The organism is Paeniglutamicibacter sp. GQ140 (assembly GCF_059759235.1).
In genome coordinates, this window is record NZ_JCAXDW010000010.1 from 137564 (window position 1) to 158919 (window position 21356).

The window sequence follows — 21356 nt, forward strand, 5'->3', positions numbered from 1 at the left end:
TCCGACATGCCCGAAAACCAGCCCACCGCCGAAACCAAGACCGAAGAAGATTCGATTCTCTTCACCGATCTGGGCCTCGACGGCCGCGTCCTCGCCGCCGTCTCCGATCTGGGCTATGAAAAGCCCTCCCCGATCCAGGCTGCGACCATCCCGCTGCTGCTCGAAGGCCGCGACGTCGTCGGCGTTGCACAGACCGGCACCGGCAAGACCGCCGCGTTCGCCCTTCCCGCGCTGTCCAAGATGGCCGAACTTGCCGACCTGAACGGCACCGCACGCAAGACCCAGGTCCTGGTTCTTGCCCCGACCCGTGAGCTCGCGCTCCAGGTCGCCGAGGCCTTCACCTCCTACGCCAAGCACATGGGCGACTTCACCGTCCTTCCCGTGTACGGCGGATCCGCCTACGGCCCGCAGCTTGCAGGCCTGCGCCGCGGCGCCCAGGTTGTCGTCGGCACCCCGGGCCGCGTCATCGACCACATCAACAAGGGTTCCCTGGACCTCTCGGACCTGCAGTACGTGGTCCTTGATGAGGCCGACGAAATGCTGCGCATGGGCTTCGCCGAAGAGGTCGACAAGATCCTCGAGGCCACCCCGGAAGAGAAGCAGGTCGTGCTGTTCTCGGCCACCATGCCTTCCTCGATCCGCCGCATCTCCAAGCAGTACCTGCGCAACCCGCAGGAAGTCTCGGTCAAGTCGAACACCTCGACCGGCACCAACATCCGCCAGCGCTACGTGCAGGTCATGGGAGCCCACAAGCTCGACGCCATGACCCGCATCCTGGAGTCTGAAAAGTCCGAAGGCGTTATCGCCTTCGTGCGCACCAAGATGGCAACCGAGGACCTGGCCGACAAGCTCAAGTCCCGCGGCTTCACCGCCGCAGCCATCAACGGCGACATCCCGCAGCAGCAGCGCGAGCGCACCATCGAGAACCTCCGCGATGGCAAGATCGACATCCTGGTTGCCACCGACGTCGCGGCCCGCGGCCTCGACGTTGAGCGCGTGTCCCACGTGATCAACTTCGATATCCCGCACGACACCGAGTCCTACGTTCACCGCATCGGCCGCACCGGCCGTGCAGGCCGCTCGGGCGACGCGATCCTCTTCATGACCCCGCGCGAAAAGTACTTGCTGCGTGCCATCGAAAAGGCCACCCGCCAGACGGTCGAGCACATGCACCTGCCGAGCGTCGACGCCGTGAACGACAAGCGCCTGGCCAAGTTCGCCGACCAGATCGGTGAGACCATCTCCTCGCAGGACCTCACGGTCTTCCGCAACCTGGTGGAGAAGTACTCGGCCGAGCACGAGGACATCACCGAGGTCGAGATCGCCGCGGCGCTTGCCCACATGGCACAGGGCGGCCGCCCGCTGCTCATGCAGGAACTTCCGGTTGCCCCGGCCAAGCAGGCACGCCTTGCAGGCGGCGGCAAGGACGGCTTCGGCTCCCGCGGCCCGTCCCGCGCCCTGACCGAAGGCAACGCCACCTACCGCCTCGCGGTGGGACGTCGCCAGCGCGTCATGCCCGGCTCCATCGTTGGCGCACTTGCCAACGAAGGCGGCCTGACCTCCGCCCAGATCGGCGGCATCGACATCCGTGCCGACCACACCCTGGTGGAACTGCCGGCAGACCTGTCGTCCGAGCAGCTCCGCTCGCTTTCCCGCACCCGCATCGGCGGCGAGCTGATCCACCTTGAGCTGGACAACGGGCGCAGCCCGAAGTCCGACCGCGAGGGTGGCCGCGAAGGCGGCTACCAGGGTGGCGGACGCGGCGGCTACGGCGGAGGCCGCGGCGGTGGCGGCGGCTACCAGGGTGGCGCACGCAGCGGTGGCGGCGGTGGCTACCGCGGTGGCAACGACCGTCGCACCGAAGGAGGCTCCTCCGAAGGCGGCCGTGGCGGCTACGACCGCAACGCCGGTGGCGAGCGCAGCGGTGGCTACCGCGGCAACGCCGGTGCCGGTGAGCGCAGCTTCGGCGGCTCCTCGCGCAAGCCCCGCACCGCCGGTGGCACCGGTGGCCCGCGTCGTCGCGACTACTAAGCACTAAATAAACAACGACCCCCGGTGGGGGCGCGTTTCCGGAAACGGGAGGGCGCCGCCGCCGGGGGTTTTGTTTGTTCCGGCAGGTAACGGGATTCGTTGGCGGGCTGAGGGCGCGGACGTGCAACCGCCGCGCCTCCATGCCCCGGCCGGCTCCCGGGCCGCCACGCACGTGGTGCCGGGTTCCGGGGTCGATCTGGACGCGGCTAATGAACCGGCGGGCACCGGCATCATCCGGGCTGCGAGGACTTCGCGGCCTTTGCGCGGAACCGGGGAGCGGGGCCGGCGCCCACCGCTGGTAATCCATCGACCACGACGAGGACGGTGCAGTCATTGGCCAGGGGCACCGTTGGATTGAAGGGGAAGCACCGGAAGCCAGCCACGTCGCGTCGCCCACCACGTGCGCTTTGTCCCGCTGGCCCGGGGGAGCGGGCGCTGGCCGCGCGCCTCGAGGACACTGAGTCGGAAAAGGGCACGCGCATGACCCTGGATCCCGCGGACCCCCTGGCCGCGACCCTAGGGCTGGAATTGGGGACCGGCTGTCGGCAGCTCGCAGCATCCGACATCATTTTCCCGCGTGCTGTTGCCATGCCTGCGTCCAATCACACCAGGATGCCGCCGACGAACCGGATATCCTGGTGCTCGGAGTCGCGGTCGGGGATTCGCCGATCGCGATTACGACGTAGGCGGCCAGCCCCGGATCCGGTCCCAGCTGGCTTCGCCCGACGGGAACTGCACCCGCGGAGGGGAACGGGTTGCCGGCCCGAACGCGAACCTTGGCGTCGCGAGGACCATGCAAAGAGGTGCCCGGTGGATGGCACCCCCGTGCCCTAGCGGGCAGCGTCCCGAAGGGGGCTGCCGCCGGGCGGCCGACGACCCAAAATACGACAGTGATTTGAGTCACCGGAAGTGGTTGTGAATTGCTGTCTGACCTGCCCCTTCCGACGACTTTTGTGCGGTCGGTCACAAAGTGCCATCCCGATTTCACAGCGTCGAAAAATGCTGGTAGAGTTCTTACTCGTTGCCCCCCTAGCTCAGTGGTAGAGCGCGTTCTTGGTAAGAACGAGGTCACCGGATCGATTCCGGTGGGGGGCTCTGAATGGAATGGCCCGCGTCTTAGTCAGCTCGAAAGAGAATCGGACGCGGACGCGGGTTTTACCATTCGTGGCGGCTTAGCTCAGCTGGTTAGAGCGCACGACTCATAATCGTGAGGTCCCGGGATCGAGTCCCGGAGCCGCTACAGATTGATCCCCGTCTTCCTTGTGAGGGCGGGGATTTTTTGTGTCCCCGGGAGCAGGAATCCCGGGCTTGGCTTAGAGGCCCAATTAGGCGTGTCCGCCCCGGGTGAACCAGGGGTGCCCGGTTGCCCCATCATGCCGTGCTTTGGCAGGACCTGTCGGCCGAACCCGGAATTCCGTGGGGATCCGGGAGGTTGGACGGAGCGAGCTGCGGAACCGGTGACGGGCGAAACCTGTATTCGGCCGTGAATCCGCTGGGAAAAGCACTTGGCAGGGCTCGGCTCGGCGGTCGGTGCGCCCCGATGCCATAGGGTGGTGCGGTGATTCCAATAGCAAACATGCAGGCAACGCTTGCCGCGGTCGTGGTGAGGCCCCCATCAGCCAGTTTTCTGCCGGATTGGCTGAATCCCGATGTCTTCCTGCGCGACCCGGCACTGGGCCCATGGGTCATCCTGCTCATTTGCGGCATCGTGTTTGCCGAGACCGGGCTGTTGGTCGGATTCTTCCTTCCCGGGGATTCCATGCTCTTCACTGCCGGGCTGTTGGTCGCCACAGGTGCCCTGGACGTCAGCCTGCCGCTGTTCACTGCGCTGATTTTTGTTTCGGCCTTCGTCGGCGACCAGACCGGATACCTCATCGGGCGCAAGGCGGGACCACCGATCTTCAACAAGCCGGATTCACGCTTCTTTCGCCAGGAATACGTGGAGAAGGCCCACGCGTTCTTTGAGCGCTTCGGCGGGAGGGCCGTGGTGCTTGCCCGTTTCGTTCCCATCGTCAGGACGTTTGTTCCCGTCATCGCCGGGGTCGCGCACATGCAGTACCGGGTCTTCGTGTTCTACAACCTGCTGGGTGCCCTGCTGTGGGGCGTGGGGGTGACACTGCTGGGCTTCTGGCTGGGCCAGTATGAATGGGTTGGGAACAACATTGACCTGATCTTCATCGCGATCGTGCTTCTGTCTGTCATACCGATCGGCATCGAAATATTCATGGCCGGACGTCGCAGGAAGACCGCCGGCTAGGGGCGGCCGCATCGGACTTGAAATCGGACCGGTACCTTGGCGAAGCGATCCGCGGTAGTGGATTCCGCTACCCGCCGGCGGTGAAATGAAGCTGGATCCGGTGTGACTCCCCCTGTCGCGCAGGCGTGAACCGGGCCGGGGGAGCTGCCAAGATGTGGCGTTGGTCATGTTGGCGGTTTTCGATGTGCAATTTGTGCCAGCTATTGGGTAGAGTATTCTCTCGTTGCCCCCCTAGCTCAGTGGTAGAGCGCGTTCTTGGTAAGAACGAGGTCACCGGATCGATTCCGGTGGGGGGCTCGGAAAAAGAACCGCGGTTGAGCTCAGGAAACGGGCGCAACCGCGGTTCTTTGTTTGCCACGAAGGCACTACTTTCGCAGCGACGTGTTTCCGCTGACCCGGGAAACTATCCGGTCAATGAGGATGCCCAGGCCGATGGCCACTGCCACGGCCACCACGATTCCCAAGAGATGGTGTTCCTCGAACCATCGTCCGGCAAGTACGCCGATCAAGACGGAATAGGTAGCCCACCCGAGGCTGGAAAAACACGTCAGGATGATGAAGGTCCGGTGAGGGAACCCCGTGGCACCGGCCACCAGATTGACCGCGACACGGCCAATGGGAACAAAGCGGGCCACCAGGATCAGCGACACCGGGCGGAGCCGCAATTCATAGCCTGCCCAGGCAAAGGCATGTTGGAGCCGTTTTCGACGCATCCAGGAAAACCTGTCTGTGCCGATGCCCCGTCCCAGCAAGTAGGCCACATTGTCGCCGACGAAGGCACCAAGCCCGGCAACCACCCCCAAGATCCAGGGGTTCGGATTCCCCTGCGTGGGCACTAGTGAAGCCAGGGCCACGACCAGCGATTCGCTGGGCACCGGTGGAAAGAACCCGTCAATCGCGCAAAAGAGGAAAATCATCAGATACGAAAGTGGGTTTCCGGCCGCGGCAAGGATAAAACCACTGAGTGCATCCAACGCGGTGGAAATAAAGTCCAAGAGAGTTCCTGTTCATCCGATGTCCTGGGTCCCCAACGGGCGGATTTGAGCTTCCAGTTTCAAGGCTAACCACGTCCCACGGCATTTCCTACTTACGTACTCGCTGTGATCAATCCGACTCAATCCGGCGGTTCACATGGGTTGCCCGATAAGATGGACGAAGTGCGAAAGCCGCAATCATGTGTGCCCGGCCTTCTGGGCGGGTCTCGTTGGGGTCATTCGCTCGACGACCATGAACCTTCAGGAGAGGACGAAGCGCATGCCGAAAGCGGACTTCAACCAAGAGTTCCCGACCCGTGCTTCACTGCGGCGCGCTCGCGAGGCCGAATTGGCCGCCCAGCAAAAGACCAACGATGAAGCGAAGAAGGTTGTCGCAAAGCCGGGCGAAGCCGACGAATTCGATGCCGTTCCCGAAGGCAGCGAAGCCTCGACGGCGGCCGGCAAACGAGCCCCCGCCACGCCGGCAACTCCGGTGAAGTCCCCAGGGGCAACGAGTGCGAAAACGGCTCCGACTGCCGCCTCGGTCACCGGAGAATCCGACAAGACGCAGGCCAAGCCGGGTCCGGCAGCGCCGGCAGGCGCGAAACCGGCCGCCGCTCCGGCGAAACCGGCACCGGCCAAGGCCCCCGCAACGCCTCTCGAGACTTCGTCGCGGACAGCGGCGAAGCCAGGAACCACACCGGTCCCACAGGCCGAAGTGAAAACACCGGCAACGACCAAGGCCCCCGCCGCACCAGTCGTGCCGGCCAAGCCCGCCGCGCCTGCCGCCGCAACGCCTGCTGCTGCCAAGCCCGCCGCCCCGGCAGTACAGACCCCGAAGTCCGCTGCTCCGGCACCCGCGGCAAAGCCTGGTGCTACTTCCGCAGCAGCGAAGCCTGCCGCGCCTGCTCCCGCACCGGCCGCGAAGCTTGCCGCACCGGCACCTGCACCTACCTCGGGCGCGAAGCCTGTCGCACCGGCACCTGCACCTACCTCGGGCGCGAAGCCTGCCGCGTCTGCACCTGCTTCCAAGCCTGCAGCGCCTGCGCCATCACCGGCCGCCAAGCCGGCTGCTCCGGCCGCCAATTCCGCTGCAACCGCCAAGACGGTGACCCCGGTCTCGAACGCGAAGCCGGAGGCAGCTCCGAAGCCTGCAACCGCGCCTGTCGCGAAGCCCTCTGGCGGAGCCGCGAAGCCGGCAGCCACGCCGGCCGCCAATCCTGCCGTTGCGGCGGCCAAGCCGATCGCCGCCCCTGCCCCGAAGCCGGCACCGGCAGTAGCGAAGCCGGCGGCAGCGAAGCAGGAATCTGCTCCTGCTCCCAAGCCGGCTGCGTCGGCCGTAAAGCCGGCGTCGTCAGTGGAGGCCAAGAAGCCGGCGGACGCCAAGCCCACCGCAACTGCGGCGGTGCCCACAACGGCACCGGCGGCAACCTCCGCCGATTCTGCGGCGGCCGAGGACCTCTCGACGCCTGAAGGCCGCCGTCAGGCCTTCCGGGAAATGATCCCGGCCGCCGGAACCCGCGACACCTTCCTGCGCCCCGAGGACGAAACGACATTCCGTGCGGAGCGCGGCTTCCGCGGCTTCCTCTCGCGCCTGGGCTTCAACATGGCACCCTCGGCCGAGGAAGTCGAGGAGCGCAATTGGCGCCGCACCGTGGGAACCCGACTGACCGAGTCAAAGACCATCTCCGTGGTCAACGGCAAGGGCGGGGCCAACAAGACCCCCACCGCCGTCTTGCTTTCCGCCGTCTTCGGCCGCAACACCGGTGACCCGGTGCTGGTCTGGGACAACAACGGAACCCGTGGAACCCTGGGATGGCGCACCGTCCAGGGTCCCCACACGGCCCATTCCATGGACTTGCTCTCGGCCGCACCCCGGCTCAAGGACGTCAAGGTCGGCGAACCCATCATCCACGACTACACGCATTACCAGCCGGAAGACTGCTACAGCGTGTTGCGCACCGATCCGACCCTGTTGGCCAGCGAGCAATTCGTCAACGCGGCGGACTTCGACGCACTGCATGGAATCGTCTCGAAGTTCTTCTCCCTGACCATCGTGGACTCGGGCAACGACGAGTCGGCCGAACGCTGGATGCGCATGATCGATCACACCGACCAGCTGGTCATCGCGAGCACCACGGTGGAGGAACACGCCGAGGCGGGTGCCCTGCTGCTCGAGGCGCTGGCCAAGCGCGGCGGGCACTACGCGGACCTGGCCAAGAACGCAGTCGTGATCGTGTCCCAGCACCAGCCGCACGGCAACAGCGAACAGCTTGATCGCATTGCCCACGGGTTCCGCCGACTGGCCCGCTCCGTCGTGACGGTTCCCTACGACGCGGCGCTGGTCAAGGGTCAGATCCGCTTCGAGGGATTGCGTCCGGCAACACGCCGCGCCTGGCTCCATGCCACCGCCGCAGTGGCCGGGGCACTGCACGACTGAGTTGGAGAGCACTGCGCTGCTGTGCCGCGGCATCCGGTGGCCCGCGTCCCCCGGCAGCCCGCGCCTGGCGCTCGATGACGCCGAACACCGGGGACAGGATGTGGCCCTGGAACCGGCCACGCGGCTCGGCTTCACGGTGTTGCCCGGCCGCTGGTGCCTGGGCCACCAACTGATCCAGGACCGGAACCACCGCACCCTGGTGCCGTGTCCACATGAGGCGCTGATCGCCCACGGCACCCAGTGCGCCGCGTGCGAGGCAGCCGACCAATCCCGGGCCATGCACGATTTCCACCGCTCCGGCCGTGCCGGCCCGGGCCTGCGCGACTATCTTGGCCAGCCCCACTGGCTCTACGTGGCGACCTTCGCACAGGGGACCACCAAGGTCGGCACCGCCGCTGACCCCAGCAAGTGGCGGCGCCTGGCCGAACAGGGGGCGATCAGTGCCCGCTATGTCGCCTGGTGCCCAGACGGGGCCAGCGTGCGGAACCTCGAAGACCTGGTGACCGGCCAGCTGGGGTTCACCCAGCAGGTGCGGGCCAATTCCAAGGTGCGCGGGCTGCTGGAAAACCATGACACGACCGCAGGGCTCGATGCGCTGAACGCGGCCCGGGCAGCATCGGCGCGCTCGCTCGTTGCCGGGCTCGGTCCGGGAATCCTGGCGGGCTCACATGCCGTGGAGGAAACCTGGAGCGCCCCGGAACAGGGAAGGGTGCTGTTGGAGGGATTCGACGCCCACAAGCTTCAGCCCTATCCCGGTTTTCTTGGCGAGGCGGCCCACGGCTTCGAGGTGGCGGCAGTCTCCGGGCAGGTCCTGGGCGTGAGGCTGGGCGGGCAACCCGAGATCTTCGTGGCCAATGCCGCGCTGCTCAAGGGCCGGAAGCTCGCTTTGGGCGACTATGTGACCGATTCGCCGCCGGTCCAGGGCTCGCTGTTCTGAATCGATTTGCCTGCTGAATTAGGATTGGGTCATGACCAATACGCCCTGGGAAGCTTCGTCCGGACTCTACAAGAAACTGACCTTCGGTTCGATGGCGGTTTCCGGCACGGGCATCGTCCTGGCCTTCATCGGCGCCAACACCCACAACCGACCGCTGATGTACACCGCACTGGGAATCATCGGCATCGGGCTGGTGGCCCACGTCATCGGGCTGGTGGTGCGTGCCCGCGACGCCAGGGCCTGGCGCGTCTCCCAGGGCCTGGTTCCGGCCAGGCAGCCCCGGCGCGGGAAAAACGCGCCCCGCGACACCCCCTAGCATTCCCCGGCGGGCACCCGACGGCGGGTCCCGCGACCTTGCCCCAACGCCTCAACTCGTCCCACACAGGAGCGGTACAACAGATGAGCATCAATCCCGAACTGGCGGGCCGGATCTACCCGGCCCAGGACCCCTACGTGGTGGGCCGCGAAAAGATCCGCGAATTCGCGGCAGCGGTCAAGGCCACCCACCGGGCACACTACGACCTGGACGCCGCGGCGGAACTCGGCCACCGGGACCTGCTGGCCCCGCCGACCTTCGCCATCATCGTGGCACAACAGGCAGATGCCCAGCTCATCGCCGACCCGGCCAGCGGCATCGACTTCTCCCGCGTGGTCCACGCCGACCAGCGCTTCACCCACCACCGGCCCATCGTTGCCGGGGACGAGCTGGTCGCCGAACTTCACGTTGACACCGTGCGCCCCATGGGCGGCGGGGCCATGATCACCACCCGCTCCGAAATCAGCACGGTGGCCGGCGAATTGGTCGCCACCACCGTTTCCTCGCTCCTGGTACGCGGAGAGGACCAGTAATGATCGACTTTGACACCCTTGAAAAGGGCCAGCCCATCGGCACCGCCACCATCCGCGTGAACCGCGCCGACCTGGTGCGCTACGCCGGGGCCTCCGGGGACTTCAACCCCATCCACTGGAACGAGCGCTTTGCCACCGAGGTCGGGCTGCCCGGCGTCATCGCCCACGGCATGTTCACCATGGGATCGGCCGTGCAGCTGGTCTCCGACTGGGCGGGAAACCCCGGGGCGGTCATCGACTACCAGACGCGCTTCACCAAGCCGGTCCCGGTTGCCGACCCGGCCGGGTCCAACCCCTCCGATTTCGAGGGCACCGCGATCGAGATCAGCGGCACCATCGGTGCGCTGGATGCCGAGGCCCGCACCGCACGGGTGGACCTGACGGTCAGCGTCGAGGGAACCAAGGTCCTGGTCAAGGCCCAGGCCGTGGTGCAACTCTGAAAAAGGACCCCGGGCCCGCTGCGCGCCCGCGCGGCGCCGGCGGCAGCAGGCGCCCGAACCCCGAGGCGCTGCCCTGGCGCAACGGCGTCGTCGCGCTGTATTTTGCCTCCGGGCTGATCCTCTCCACCCTGGTCTCTCGCCTGCCCTCGGTGCGCGACGCCCTGGGGCTGAGCCACGGCGAGGTCGGCCTGCTGCTGCTGTGCATGACCGCCGGCTCCTTCGCCTCGGTCTCGGTCTCCGGGTTCCTGGTCATGCGCCTGGGTTCCAAACGCACCCTGGTGCTGGCCTCGACGCTGACCAGCGCCTCGATGGCCGTGGTGGGCCTGGCGGCCGCCGGTTTCCACTCGCTGGCGGCCACCGGCGTGGCGCTGGGGCTGATGGGGGCGGGAAACGCCGCCTGGAACGTCTCCTCCAACGTCCAGGGCGCCGCGATGGAACGGGCCCTGGGCAAGCCGATCATGCCGGTGCTGCACGGCTTCTTCTCCGTGGGCACCGTGGCCGGCGCCGGCCTCGGGGCGCTCGGCGCGGCGCTGGCGCTGTCCATCTCCTGGCACTTCGCCGCGGTGTCCGCGGCCGTGCTGGTGCTGATCTTCACCGGAACCCGCGTGTTCCGCGCCGACCCGTCCAACACCGGGGCCGGGGGATCGAACAGGTCGCTGCTCGCCGCGGCCTGGCGCGAACCCCGGACCGTGCTGCTGGGCATCCTGGTGCTGGGCATGGCCCTGGCCGAGGGCGCGGCGGGGGACTGGGTCGCCCTGGCCCTGGCCGACGGCTACGGCGCCATCAACTCCGTGGGCGCCATCGGCTACGGCATCTTCGTCGCCGCCATGACCGTGGCACGCCTGGGCGGTGGCGCGATCCTGGAGCGCTTCGGCCGCGTGGTGGTCCTGCGCGCCTCCGCGGTGAGCACCCTGGCCGGGCTGCTGCTCTTCGTCCACGGCCCGAACCTGGCCACCGCCTTCGCCGCCCTGGCACTCTGGGGCCTCGGGGTGGCGATGACCTTCCCGGTGGCCATGAGCGCGGCGTCCGACGACCCGATGCGCGCCGCAGCCCGCGTCTCGGTGGTCTCCACCATCGGCTACGGCGCCTTCCTGGGCGGACCTCCCCTGCTCGGGCTGCTCGCCGACGCGGTGGGCCTGCTCAACGCGCTGGGGTTCGTCGGCATCCTGGTCGTCCTCTCCTTCTTCCTGTCCCCGGCGGCAGCCCCGGTGCACCGCGCACCCCGCCGCACCCCCGCCACCGAGAATCCCGAAAGCTAAGGCACACCACACCGTGAACACGCACATGCTCGCCCCCCTGACCACCACCGGCGTCGGCGGCCCCGCCGCCACCTTCGTGCGGGCCGGCACGCGCGAGCAGATCGTTGCCGCGGTGGAGGCCGCCCGCGACGCGGGACAGGAGCTGCTGATCCTGGCCGGGGGCTCCAACCTGGTCATCGACGACGCCGGGTACCCCGGTACGGTGCTGCAGATCGCCACGCGGGGCGTGGAGATCGGCGGGGAGCTGGACGACGGGCGCGTGCGCGTCGAGATCGCCGCCGGCCATCCGTGGGACGACGCCGTGGCGCAGACCCTGGCCGCGGGGCTGTCGGGGCTCGAGGCGCTCTCCGGGATTCCCGGGTCCGCCGGGGCCACCCCGGTGCAAAACGTCGGCGCCTACGGTTCAGAGGTGGCACACACCCTGCTCCGGGCCACGGTCTACGAGCGCTCCACCGGGCGGATCCTGGACCTCGCGAACGCGGAACTGGGATTCGGCTACCGCGACTCGCTGCTCAAGCGCGGCACCGTGAACGGGTCGCCCGCCTTCGTGGTGCTCTCCGTGGCCTTCGCCCTGGAAAGGCGCCCGGAGTCGGCCCCGATCCGCTACGCCGAGCTGGCCCGGTCCCTGGGCGTGGAAGCCGGGGAACGTGCCGACGCGGCCGCGGTGCGCACCAAGGTGCTGGCACTGCGCGCCTCCAAGGGCATGGTGCTGGATCCGGCCGACCGCGACACCTACTCCACCGGGTCGTTCTTCACCAACCCCGTCGTCCCGGCCGCCGTGCTCGACACGCTGCCGGCCGGCGCCCCCGCCTTCCCGGTTGACACCCCCGGCCTGGTCAAGCTCTCCGCTGCCTGGCTCATCGACCAGGCCGGCTTCGCCAAGGGCTTCGGGCTGCCCGGCACGCCGGGGGAGGCCGTCGCCGGCGGCCGCGCCGCGCTGTCCACCAAGCACACGCTGGCCATCACCAACCGCGGGGACGCGTCCAGCGCCGACATCCTGGCCATTGCCCGCGCCGTGCGGGCGGGGGTCAGCGAGCGCTTCGGCATCGAGCTGCACAACGAACCGCTCTTGATCGGCTGCGCCCTGTAGGGAATCGTGGGGTGCACCATGGCAACCGATCCGCAGCACCCCACCGGCAGACAGGCAGCGGCAGTGGCGCGCCTGCGCCTGGCCGCCCAGGGCCTGCTGCCCGGTACCCCGGCCGCGACCCTGCCCGAACCGGCCGCCACGCCCGCCGACGTCGTCGGCGCGCTGGGCATGATGCAGGCCCAGGACCTCGCCCAGGCCTGCTGGGCCGTTGGCGTCCGGCTGCCCGGCGCCGGGCTCGGCACGATCCATGCGGCGCTGGCCGACGGGTCGGTCATCCGGTGCTGGGGAGCCCGCGGCACGCTGATGTTCATCACACCCCGGGCGCACCGGGCGCTGCTGGCGGTGACCGCCCCGCGGATGCACGCCAAGATGGCCGCCATCCGCGCGCAGGAAGGGATCACCGAGGCCGAAATCGGGAAACTTGCCGATGTCGCGGCCGGGCGCTGCGGAAGCCACGGCGCCACGCGCGCCGAATTGCTCCGGGCCTTCGCGGATGCCGGATCGAGCACCGAGGGGCAGCGCGGCTACCACCTGATCGTGGCGGTGAGCCTGCGCGGGGTCATTGTCCAGGGGCCCATGGAACCGGGAAGCGGGACCCGGCAACTGTTCATGGCAGCGGACTCCTGGCTCCCGGCCGGCGGGTCGCCGCCCGCAGCGAGCGACGCCCTGGCGCGGCTGGTGCGCGGCTACTTCGAATCCCACGGCCCGGCGACGGTTGCCGATTGCGCCTGGTGGCTCGGCCTGCCGCTGACTCCCGTGCGTGCCGCGGTTTCGGGGCTGGGCGCCGTGCTGGAGGGCCTGGAACTGGCCGGAACCACCTACCACCTCGCCCGGGAGCACCGGGAACGCTGGGACCATCCGCCCGGGGCCCGCAGCGTGCTCGCGCTGCCGGGCTTCGACGAGTTCCTGTTGGGCTACCGGGACCGCTCGGCAACCCTGGACGCGGACCACGCGCAGGTGGTGACCCCGGGGAAGAACGGGATCTTCCTGCGCACCGTGGTTGCCGGCGGCCGGACGATCGGGACCTGGGAGCCGGGCGCAGGCGGAACGGCCCCCGCGGGCCGCTTCGTCCCCTTCGACGGGGAACCCGGCCCCGCCCGCGCCCGGGCGATCGCCGACCGCATGGCGTCGTATCGGCGCTTTCGCCTCACGTAGCCGGTTCTCCCGGGACATGGAAAACGGCCGCCGGCCACCTGCTGTGCAGGTCGGCCGGCGGCCGTCGGGACAGCCCCCGCCCGCCGCTTGCGGCGCGCAGGGGGAGAGTCGATGCTAGAGGCGGCCCTGCGCGATGGCCAGCATGCGGCGCAGCGGCTCGGCGGCGCCCCAGAGCAGCTGGTCGCCCACGGTGAAGGCGGAAATGTAGTTCGGGCCCATTTCGAGCTTGCGGATGCGGCCCACCGGGATGTCCAGGGTGCCGGAGGCGGCGACCGGGGTCAGCGCCTCGACGGTGGCCTCCTTGGTGTTGGGCACGACCTTGGCCCACTCGTTGTCGTTGGCCAGCAGCTTCTCGATCTCTGCCACCGACAGGTCCTCGGTGAGCTTGAGGGTCAGCGCCTGGGAGTGCGAGCGCATGGCGCCGATGCGCACGCACAGCCCGTCCACGACGACCTTGTTGGCTTCGGTGTTGCCCAGGATCTTGTTGGTCTCGACCCCGGCCTTCCACTCCTCCTTGGACTGGCCGTTGCCCAGGTCCGCGTCGATCCACGGGATCAGCGAGCCGGCCAGCGGCACGCCGAACTGGGTGGCGTCCAGACCGCCGCGCTGTGCGGCGAGGACCTTGCGGTCGATCTCCAGGATCGCGGAGGCCGGGTCGTCCAGCTCGGAGGCGACATGCTCGTTGATGTGGCCGAACTGGGTCAGCAGCTCGCGCATGTGGCGGGCGCCGCCGCCGGAGGCCGCCTGGTAGGTCATCGAGGTGCCCCATTCGACCAGGCCGTTCTTGAACAGCCCGCCCAGGCCCATGAGCATGCAGGAAACGGTGCAGTTGCCGCCCACGAAGTCCTTGGTGCCGTTGCCCAGGGACTTGTCGATGACGTTGCGGTTGATCGGGTCCAACACGATCACCGAGTCGTCGTTCATGCGCAGCGTGGAGGCCGCGTCGATCCACAGTCCGTCCCAGCCGCGGTTGCGCAACTCGCCGTGCACCGCGGAGGTGTAGTCGCCGCCCTGGGCGGTGACAATGATCGGCAGCTTGGCCAGGGTGTCGAGGTCGTACGCATCCTGCAAGGCGGGTGCGCCCTCGGCGAAGGACGGGGCGGAGCCGCCTGCGTTGGAGGTGGAAAAGAACACGGGGTCGAGGTTCGCGAAGTCGCCTTCGTCCTGCATGCGTTGCATCAGGACGGAGCCGACCATGCCGCGGTAACCGACAAAGCCAACGGAAGAAGTCATGGTTCCAGCTTAAGGGGTGTCGGGCCCGCGCGTGGATTCGGTTACGCGCCAAGGCCGAACCGCGCGGTCCCCAACTCCAAACGCCCCTCCGCCGACCAGGGTCGGCGAAGGGGCGCCGGAGCCGCGCCTGAACCGGGGGAGCCGGTCGCGCGAACGTGTTATTTGCCGCCGTCGGCCAGCAGGGCCCGGCGCATGCCCACCAGCTTCAGCGAGCCGAAGGCAAAGACCTGGGTGAAGACCAGCAGCAGCACCAGGCCCATGACCTTTGACCCGGTCAGCACCAGGAAGAGGCCCAGCCCGGCGAAAATCAGGGCGAACAGCGGAAAGAGCATGTACCCGAGCACGAAGAGCGCCTCCGGGTTGGTCTTCAGCGCCTTGAGGGCTTCCTTCATGACTTCTTCTCCCACGCCTCGACGCGGTACTGGGTGCCGTTGGCGGCGGTCAGCCAACCGGCGTCCGGCTCCGAGAGCAGCTTGGTCCAGGCGGATCCCAGGGCAGGGGCCTTGGTGTCGCCCTTCGGGCTGGCGTTGATGACGGTCTTGACGGCCAAGTGGGCACCGCCGGCGAGGGCGGAGTAGATCTCGCCGCCGCCGATGACCCAGATTTCCTCTGAACCCTCTGCGGCCCGGGCGGCCTTCAGTGCCTCGTCGGTCGAACCGACGGGCACCGCGCCGGAGGTGCGCAGCGCGGTGTGGCGCGATGCGTCGCGGGTGATCACGATGTTGGTGCGTCCGGGCAGCGGGCGGAACTTCTCCGGGAAGGATTCCCAGGTCTTGCGTCCCATGATCACCGGGTGGCCGATGGTGGTGCGCTTGAAGTGCGCCAGGTCCTCGGGCAGGGACCACGGCATGGTGCCGTCTGCCCCGATGATGCCGTCCGCGGCCTCGGCCCAGATCATGCCGATGCGTTCGGGGGCGGTGGTTTCGGCGCGGTGTCCGGCGCTCTGGTTCGGGTTGCTCATACGGCGATGGGGGCCTTAATCGTCGGGTGGTGTTGGTAGTCCTCGATCACGAAGTCGTCGAGTCCGTAGTCGAAGATGGAATCGGGGGTGCGCGTGATGCGCAGGCGCGGATAGGGGTACGGCTCGCGCGTCAGCTGCTCGGTGACCTGTGCGACGTGGTTGTCGTAGATGTGGGTGTCCCCGCCGGTCCAGACGAACTCGCCGCGCGCCAGGCCGAGCTGGTCGGCCATCATGCAGGTCAGCAGCGCATAGGAGGCGATGTTGAACGGGACGCCGAGGAACATGTCGGCGCTGCGCTGGTAGAGCTGGCAGGAGAGCTTGCCGTCGGCCACGTAGAACTGGAAGAACGCGTGGCAGGGCGGCAGCGCCATGTTCTCGATTTCGGCGACGTTCCACGCCGAGACGATGTGCCGGCGGGAGTCGGGGTTCTCGCGCAGCGAGTCCATGACCTGGGAGATCTGGTCGATGTGGCGGCCGTCGGCGGTGGGCCAGGAGCGCCACTGCACCCCGTAGACCGGCCCGAGCTCGCCGTTTTCGTCGGCCCATTCGTCCCAGATCTTCACGCCGTTTTCGCGAAGATAGGTGGTGTTGGAGTCCCCGCGCAGGAACCACAGCAGCTCCACGGCCACAGACTTGAAGTGGACGCGCTTGGTGGTGATCAGCGGGAAGGAATCGGCGAGGTCAAAACGCATCTGGCGGCCAAAGACGCTGGAGGTTCCGGTGCCGGTGCGGTCGCCCTTGGCGGTGCCGTGGGCGAGTACGTCGCGGAGCAGGTCCTCGTATGGGGTTGGAATCGTCACCGCATCAGTCTAGCCGTGCACGTGTCGATCGGCCCGGGGTGACCTGCCCAAAGTTCCCAAATGCGCTCATGGTCACTCCGCGGGCAGGTTGGATCCAGGCCACAGGCAGGGATCCCGGTTCTGGCGCTGGCCCGCCGCCGCGCGCGGGCGACACAGCTAAATGGGCACGGTCGTGGGCGCGCGATTCGCGCCACTGCAGGCCGGACGGTCCGGGGAGGCGCCGATAGGTTCCCCCACGACCGGACCCGGCTTAGGCCAGGAGGTCGTTGTACTCCGGGTAGCGCCGCAGGTAGTCCTGCACGTAGGTGCATTCGGGGACGATCTTCAGCCCGCGCTCGCGCATCTGTTCCAGCACCAGCGTCACCAGGGCCCGGGCAAAGCCGCGGCGGCCGTATTCCTCGTTGATGATGGTGTGCTGCAGCGTCGCGATCTCTCCGTCGACTCGGTACCCGAGGAACCCCACATAGGTGGCGCCGTGCCAGAGCCCATAGCGGCCCCGGTCCGCATCGTGGTCCAACCGCAGTCCCTGGTGCACAATCTTTTCCTGGGTGGTGCCGTGATCCTGTTGGGCCATGATGCGCTCCTTAGCAAAGCCGGAAAACCATACCGGGCGCCGTGCCGCGGGGCGCCTACTTATGAGACTACCGCGAAGGGTGCGCCCTAGTCCTCAAACGCGTCGTAAACTTCCACCGAGACAAGTTTTCCCTTGCCAGATACCGGTTGGTGGACCACGATGACGGCGCCGGGACGCAGGTACGGGTCCTCGGAGGGAAGGAACGGCACCAGCGCGCCATTCATCCGCGCACGCAATTCGGTGAGCACCAGCGGCAGCACCGGGCGGTGCGTGCACAGCGCCTGGGACCGCCGCTTGTCCAGCAGCTTGGCCACGGTGCGCTGCGCCTTTTCCGGGCGGCGCGTGGCCGCATGCTCGGTGACGGAACCGAGGAGCTTGATGGTGAGGCGGTGCTGGTTCAGGTAGGGCGCCACCGTCTGCACGCAGCGCGTCCAGGGGCTGGAGGCAACCTTGGCCGGGCGCCAGGAATCCAACAGCCGGGCCACTGCCAGCGCCTGCCGCTGGCCCGTGGCGGCCAGCGGGCGCTTGCCTTCCTCGCGGGTCCAGTTTGACCGGGGCTTCGCCTTGGCATGGCGCACCACCACAAAGGGGTGCGTCGCCAGCAACCCGTCCCGGTGAGCGGCAACCAGGGCCTCAAGGGGCTCCAGGTCCCCCGGATTGGTGATCCACGCCCGCGCGGTCTTGGGTGTGACCCAGCGGACCGCGTCGGTTTCCTTCCCGTCGGGGACCGGCGGGGTGCCCGGGGCCCTGGCCGCCCAGTAGTAGACGACCTTGGGGCCCGAGCCCACCGGGTAGGTCATGGCCGGCAGCGGGATGCCCAGCTGGACATCCAGGCCGACCTCCTCGAAGACCTCCCGGGTGGCACACTCGGGCATGGTCTCCCCGTCATCGAGCTTGCCCTTGGGCCAGGACCAGTCGTCATAGCGGTCGCGGTGGATCATCAGGACCTCGAGCCCGGCGCCGTTGTCGCGCCAGACCAGGGCCCCGGCGGCACGCACCGCAAATTTTCCCTCGCGAATGGCGGCGGAATCGCTTGAACGCACGAAATGCACGCCGCTAGCGCCTGACCACGGTGCGCTGGCGGGCACGGGAATCAATGAGCCACGACTGGATGTCGGCCAGCGGATTGCCGTCCTCGTCCTTGTGGTGCCGGGTCCAGTCGCCGTCGGCGTCCAGGTGCCAGCTGGCGGTGCGCGGATCCATGTAGCGGTCAAGCAGGGCCACGAGGTCGTTGATGTCCTCGCGGCTGCTCAGCGACACCAGCGCCTCGACCCGGCGGTCCAGGTTGCGGTGCATCATGTCGGCCGAGCCGATGTAGACGACCGGTTCCCCGGCGTTGGAGAACATGAACACGCGGCTGTGCTCCAGGAAGCGGCCCAGGATCGAGCGCACCCGGATGTTTTCGCTCAAGCCCGGGACGCCCGGGCGCAGCGCGCAGATCCCGCGGACGATCACGTCGACGGCCACCCCGGCCTGGGAGGCGCGGTAGAGCGCGTCGATGACGGCCTCGTCGACCATCGAGTTCACCTTGATCACCACGCGCGCGGCCAGCCCGGCCTTGCGGTTGGCGATCTCCGCCTCGATCTTGTCGATCAGCCCCGAGCGCAGCGAACGCGGGGCGACCAGCAGGCGCCGGAACGTGGAGCGCGGGGCGTAGCCCGAGAGCTGGTTGAACAGCCGCGAGAGGTCCTCGCCCACCGCGTCGTCCGACGTCAGCAGGCCCAGGTCCTCGTAGTAGCGGGCGGTGCGCGGGTGGTAGTTGCCGGTGCCGATGTGGCAGTAGCGGCGCAGCTTGTCGCCCTCGCGGCGGATCACCAGGGACAGCTTGGAATGGGTCTTCAGTCCCACGATCCCGTAGACCACGTGCACGCCGGCCTGCTCGAGCTTGCGCGCCCAGGTGATGTTTGCCTGCTCGTCGAACCTGGCCTTGATCTCCACCAGGGCCAGCACCTGCTTGCCGGCCTCGGCCGCGTCGATGAGCGCATCCACGATGGGGGAGTCGCCGCTGGTGCGGTAGAGGGTCTGCTTGATGGCCATGACCTTGGGGTCAGCGGCCGCCTGCTCCAGGAACGCCTGCACGGAGGTGGAGAAGGAGTCGTAGGGGTGGTGCAGCAGGATGTCGCGGCGGCGCATCGCGGCAAACACGTTGGCTGCCTTGGATGTCTCGGACTCGTTGAGGAAGCGCGAGGTGTGGGCAAGCTGCTTGGGGTAGTGCAGGTCGGACCTGTCGATCCCGGCGATCACGCCCAGCCCGCGCAGATCCAGCGGGGCCGGCAGCGCGAAGACCTCGTCTTCCTCGATGCCCAGCTCGCGCACCAGCAGCGCGCGGATGTTCGGGGAAATGTCGTCCACGACCTCCAGGCGCACCGGGGGCCCGAAGCGGCGGCGCAGCAGCTCCTTCTCCAGGGCCTGGAGCAGGTTCTCCGCGTCGTCCTCCTCGACCTCGAGGTCCTCGTTGCGGGTGACGCGGAAGAAGTGGTGCTCGACGATGTCCATGCCCGGGAACAGGTGCTCCAGGTGCACCGCGATGACCTCCTCGAGCGTGATGAAGCGGGCGACCCGTCCCGCGGAGTTCCCGGCGCGGGGGCCGTCCACGGAGATCAGCCGCGCCATCACGTCGGGCACCTTCAGCCGGGCAAAGAGCTCCTTGCCGCTCACCGGGTTGCGGACCACCACCGCCAGGTTCAGCGAGAGCCCGGAAATGTAGGGGAAGGGGTGGGCCGGGTCCACGGCCAGCGGGGTGAGGATCGGGAAGACCTGGTCGATGAACCAGCGGCGCAGTTCCTCGCGCGCCCGTTCGTCGAGCTCGTTCCAGCCCACCAGCAGGATCTGTTCCTTTTCAAGGGCGGGGCGGACCTGCTGCGCGAAGACCTCGGCGTGGCGCAGCTGCAGCGCGTGAGCGTCGGCCAGCAGCATCTCCAGCTGGTCGATCGGGCTCAGCCCGGTGGCGGAGGGCACCGCGAGTCCGGTGGCGATGCGCCGCTTGAGGCCGGCGACCCGCACCATGAAGAACTCGTCGAGGTTCGAGGAGAAGATCGAGAGGAAGTTGACCCGCTCCAGGAGTGCCAGCTCCGGGTCCTCGGCCAGCTCCAGCACGCGGGCGTTGAAGTGCAGCCAGCTCAGCTCCCGGTCCAGGAACCTGTCGTCGGCGAAGTCGCCGTCGGGCAACGGCGAGGGCTCGAAGTCGGGCAGCTCGATCCGGTCCTGCGTGGCCCGGGCCGCCGGAACATCGGTGATGCCCAATGCGGAGGTGACTGGGTACGGATCCATGGCTGTTGCCCCTAGCGTGGATGAGGTGGAGATGCCGTGCGCCCGCGGCAAGGCCGGAAGGGCGCGCGGCATTGCGTCGATAACTACCTTACCGAAACCGGTGCGTACATGACGTCGACATCCCACTTGGTGAAGCCCAGTTTCCGGTAGAGCGAGACCGCGGCGGTGTTGTCGGCATCCACGTAGAGCATCAGCGCGTCCAGCCCCAGGGAGTTGAGGTAGTCGATGCCGGCCAGGGTGAGCACCTTGCCCAGCCCGGTGCCCTGCGCCTCGGGGACCACGCCGACCACGTAGATCTCGCCGATGGCCTGGTGTTCCCCGGTGGTGGGGGAGGACACCGCGGGGTGCACCTTGGTCCAGTGGAAGCCCCGGATCCTGCCCGCTTCGTCGACCGCCAGCAGGAAGCCTGCGGGGTCGAACCAGTCCTCCTCCATGCGCGCGGCCAAATCCTCGAGGGTCAGTGCGCCCTGTTCGGGGTGGTGCGCGAAGGCCGCGGCGTTCGCGGCAACCCAGCCGGGGCCGTCGGTGGCCGGGTCGAAGGCGCGGATGGAGATGCCCGCGGGCACGATCGGTGCCGGGACCTCGGTGCCGGCGACCATGCGCATGCGCCACAATTCGCGCATCGGGGCGAAGCCGAAGCGCTCGGCCAGCTTGGCCGCCGCCTCGTGGTTCCCGTGGGCCCAGGCCCGCAGCCCGCCCAGCTCGGTCTTCTCCGCCAGTGCCCCGAGCAGCCCGCCGGCGATGCCCGAATCCCGGAACGCGGGGTGCACCACCATCTCCAGGGTTCCCGGCGCGTCGGGAGTCCCGAGGGCCGCGACGGCCGCGCCCACCAATTCGCTCGAGGACGTGTCGGTCCCCTCGTCCAGGTAGGCGTAGGCGCCCAGCAGGGCACCGGATCCCGGGGCGGTGCGCAGATCGAGAAGGGTCTGTTCGCTCAGCGGCGGGTTGCCGTCGGCTTCCTCTCCGGCGGCCACCAGCAGGTGCAGTGCGGAGAGCACGCCGGGCGCCGGGGCCCCGGCAAGCATTTCGATGGTGACTTCGGGATTCGTCGCAGCGTTCATATCCCTAAGATAGCCGCAGCGGCGC

Annotated in this window: 18 protein-coding genes, 3 tRNA genes and 1 pseudogene; 13 read left to right on the top strand and 9 right to left on the bottom strand. The window is 68.3% G+C overall.

The genetic code is table 11. The features are described from left to right. Positions 1 to 6: 6 nt before the first annotated feature. The 5 genes from AC6CHY_RS14640 to AC6CHY_RS14660 all read left to right on the top strand — a co-directional run bounded on the left by AC6CHY_RS14640 (position 7) and on the right by AC6CHY_RS14660 (position 4585). Positions 7 to 2031 (top strand): DEAD/DEAH box helicase, encoded by a 2025-nt coding sequence (locus AC6CHY_RS14640; protein WP_217389516.1) that lies wholly within the window; start codon positions 7 to 9, stop codon positions 2029 to 2031. 1023 nt (positions 2032 to 3054) lie between these two features. Continuing rightward, a tRNA-Thr gene (locus tag AC6CHY_RS14645) sits at positions 3055 to 3126 on the top strand. A gap of 71 nt (positions 3127 to 3197) precedes the next feature. Then, positions 3198 to 3271: transfer RNA gene (locus AC6CHY_RS14650), tRNA-Met, on the top strand. A 336-nt stretch (positions 3272 to 3607) separates the two neighbouring features. Further along, entirely contained in the window at positions 3608 to 4288 is a 681-nt protein-coding gene (locus tag AC6CHY_RS14655; RefSeq protein ID WP_217389517.1) for a VTT domain-containing protein, read from the top strand. 225 nt (positions 4289 to 4513) lie between these two features. Further along, positions 4514 to 4585: transfer RNA gene (locus tag AC6CHY_RS14660), tRNA-Thr, on the top strand. A gap of 68 nt (positions 4586 to 4653) precedes the next feature. Here the strand turns inward: AC6CHY_RS14660 and AC6CHY_RS14665 are convergent. Then, positions 4654 to 5262, bottom strand: coding sequence for a DedA family protein (locus tag AC6CHY_RS14665; RefSeq protein WP_217389518.1), 609 nt, complete (start codon positions 5260 to 5262; stop codon positions 4654 to 4656). Between the two features lie 280 nt (positions 5263 to 5542). On the opposite strand from AC6CHY_RS14665, the gene AC6CHY_RS14670 reads away from it, so the two are divergent. The 8 genes and pseudogenes from AC6CHY_RS14670 to AC6CHY_RS14705 all read left to right on the top strand — a co-directional run bounded on the left by AC6CHY_RS14670 (position 5543) and on the right by AC6CHY_RS14705 (position 13432). Further along, complete coding sequence (locus AC6CHY_RS14670; protein ID WP_498227163.1) at positions 5543 to 7702, top strand: MinD/ParA family ATP-binding protein; 2160 nt, start codon at positions 5543 to 5545, stop codon at positions 7700 to 7702. Between the two features lies 1 nt (position 7703). Continuing rightward, on the top strand, positions 7704 to 8639 hold the full coding sequence (locus AC6CHY_RS14675) for a DUF2797 domain-containing protein (RefSeq protein WP_498227164.1): 936 nt from the start codon (positions 7704 to 7706) through the stop codon (positions 8637 to 8639). Positions 8640 to 8670: 31 nt separating this feature from the next. Next, the gene (locus AC6CHY_RS14680) at positions 8671 to 8955 is read left to right on the top strand and encodes a hypothetical protein (protein WP_217389380.1); all 285 of its coding nucleotides are present in this window, start codon (positions 8671 to 8673) and stop codon (positions 8953 to 8955) included. 83 nt (positions 8956 to 9038) lie between these two features. Next, positions 9039 to 9488: an FAS1-like dehydratase domain-containing protein gene (locus AC6CHY_RS14685; protein ID WP_498227165.1), complete on the top strand. Its 450-nt coding sequence runs from the start codon at positions 9039 to 9041 to the stop codon at positions 9486 to 9488. Then, positions 9488 to 9928 (top strand): MaoC family dehydratase, encoded by a 441-nt coding sequence (locus AC6CHY_RS14690; protein WP_217389382.1) that lies wholly within the window; start codon positions 9488 to 9490, stop codon positions 9926 to 9928. Before AC6CHY_RS14685 ends, AC6CHY_RS14690 begins: the two co-directional genes overlap by 1 nt. Positions 9929 to 10023: 95 nt before the next feature. Next, positions 10024 to 11187: an MFS transporter gene (locus tag AC6CHY_RS14695; protein WP_336245114.1), complete on the top strand. Its 1164-nt coding sequence runs from the start codon at positions 10024 to 10026 to the stop codon at positions 11185 to 11187. Beyond that, positions 11108 to 12277 (top strand): annotated as a pseudogene (locus tag AC6CHY_RS14700) (UDP-N-acetylmuramate dehydrogenase); the annotation flags it as partial. The gene AC6CHY_RS14695 and the pseudogene AC6CHY_RS14700, both read left to right, overlap by 80 nt. An 18-nt stretch (positions 12278 to 12295) precedes the next feature. After that, positions 12296 to 13432 carry a winged helix DNA-binding domain-containing protein gene (locus AC6CHY_RS14705; protein WP_217389384.1) on the top strand — a complete coding sequence of 379 codons (1137 nt, stop codon included), beginning with the start codon at positions 12296 to 12298 and terminating at the stop codon, positions 13430 to 13432. Positions 13433 to 13546: 114 nt separating this feature from the next. Here AC6CHY_RS14705 and asd read toward each other — a convergent pair whose 3' ends face one another. The 8 genes from asd to mshD all read right to left on the bottom strand — a co-directional run bounded on the left by asd (position 13547) and on the right by mshD (position 21331). Then, entirely contained in the window at positions 13547 to 14665 is a 1119-nt protein-coding gene (gene asd, locus AC6CHY_RS14710; protein WP_498227166.1) for an aspartate-semialdehyde dehydrogenase, read from the bottom strand. 158 nt (positions 14666 to 14823) lie between these two features. Next, positions 14824 to 15057 carry an NF038396 family protein gene (locus tag AC6CHY_RS14715; RefSeq protein ID WP_498227167.1) on the bottom strand — a complete coding sequence of 78 codons (234 nt, stop codon included), beginning with the start codon at positions 15055 to 15057 and terminating at the stop codon, positions 14824 to 14826. Then, positions 15054 to 15626 (bottom strand): dihydrofolate reductase, encoded by a 573-nt coding sequence (locus AC6CHY_RS14720; RefSeq protein ID WP_498227168.1) that lies wholly within the window; start codon positions 15624 to 15626, stop codon positions 15054 to 15056. The genes AC6CHY_RS14715 and AC6CHY_RS14720 overlap by 4 nt, the downstream gene beginning before the upstream one ends. Beyond that, positions 15623 to 16426: a thymidylate synthase gene (locus tag AC6CHY_RS14725; protein ID WP_498227169.1), complete on the bottom strand. Its 804-nt coding sequence runs from the start codon at positions 16424 to 16426 to the stop codon at positions 15623 to 15625. The genes AC6CHY_RS14720 and AC6CHY_RS14725 overlap by 4 nt, the downstream gene beginning before the upstream one ends. 250 nt (positions 16427 to 16676) lie before the next feature. Then, positions 16677 to 17000: a GNAT family N-acetyltransferase gene (locus AC6CHY_RS14730; protein WP_498227170.1), complete on the bottom strand. Its 324-nt coding sequence runs from the start codon at positions 16998 to 17000 to the stop codon at positions 16677 to 16679. A gap of 86 nt (positions 17001 to 17086) precedes the next feature. Next, positions 17087 to 18052, bottom strand: coding sequence for an NUDIX hydrolase (locus AC6CHY_RS14735; protein ID WP_498227171.1), 966 nt, complete (start codon positions 18050 to 18052; stop codon positions 17087 to 17089). 4 nt (positions 18053 to 18056) lie between these two features. Beyond that, positions 18057 to 20270: an RNA degradosome polyphosphate kinase gene (locus AC6CHY_RS14740; RefSeq protein WP_217389391.1), complete on the bottom strand. Its 2214-nt coding sequence runs from the start codon at positions 20268 to 20270 to the stop codon at positions 18057 to 18059. Between the two features lie 83 nt (positions 20271 to 20353). Continuing rightward, complete coding sequence (gene mshD / locus AC6CHY_RS14745; RefSeq protein WP_498227175.1) at positions 20354 to 21331, bottom strand: mycothiol synthase; 978 nt, start codon at positions 21329 to 21331, stop codon at positions 20354 to 20356. Positions 21332 to 21356 lie beyond the last annotated feature (25 nt).